This window comes from Roseateles sp. P5_E1 (genome assembly GCF_054049335.1).
In genome coordinates, this window is record NZ_JBFUMN010000287.1 from 1 (window position 1) to 616 (window position 616).

Sequence of the window (616 nt, forward strand, 5' to 3'; positions counted from 1 at the left end):
CTCCAGCTCCAGCGCGGTGCCGGGCAGGCCGAATTCGTCCAGCACCTGGCCCACGTTGCGGGCCAGGTCCTCGCCGACGAACTGGCGGTAGGACACATTGACCGCCACTCGCACGATGCCCAGCCCGGCATCCTGCCACGCCCGCACCTGTCGGCACGCCTCGCGCAGCACCCACAAGCCGATCCGCACGATGTCGCCGGTGCTTTCGGCGTGCCCGATGAAGATGTCCGGGCGCAGCTCGCCCAACTGCGAGTTGCGCCAGCGGATCAACGCTTCGGCGGCCACCAGCTGGCCGTTGTGCAGGTTGACCTGCGGCTGGTAGACCAGGTGGAACTCGTCATCGTCCAGCGCACGGTGCAGGCGGCTTTCGATCTGCAGCCGGTCGTTCTGGCGCTGCGCCAGTTCCCGGGAAAACACCTGCCAGCCGTTGCGGGTGCGGCGCTTGCAGTCGTACATGGCGATGTCTGCGTTCTGGATCAGCTGCTGCGGACGCAGCCCGTCCTGCGGCGCGCGCGCGATGCCGATGCTGGTGGTCACCGCGAACTCGTCGGCCCCGAAGCGGAACGGGGTGCTGAAGCCGCGGGTGATCGCCTCGGCCAGGCGCTCGGGCTGGTCG

The 616-nt window shown here is 69.2% G+C and carries 1 protein-coding gene; it reads right to left on the minus strand.

Features of this window, described 5'->3' with window-relative positions; all coding sequences use genetic code 11:
* Positions 1 to 616, minus strand: a 616-nt coding sequence (locus ACXJKJ_RS31090; protein WP_457395429.1) for an EAL domain-containing protein, incomplete at both ends; no start/stop codon positions are given.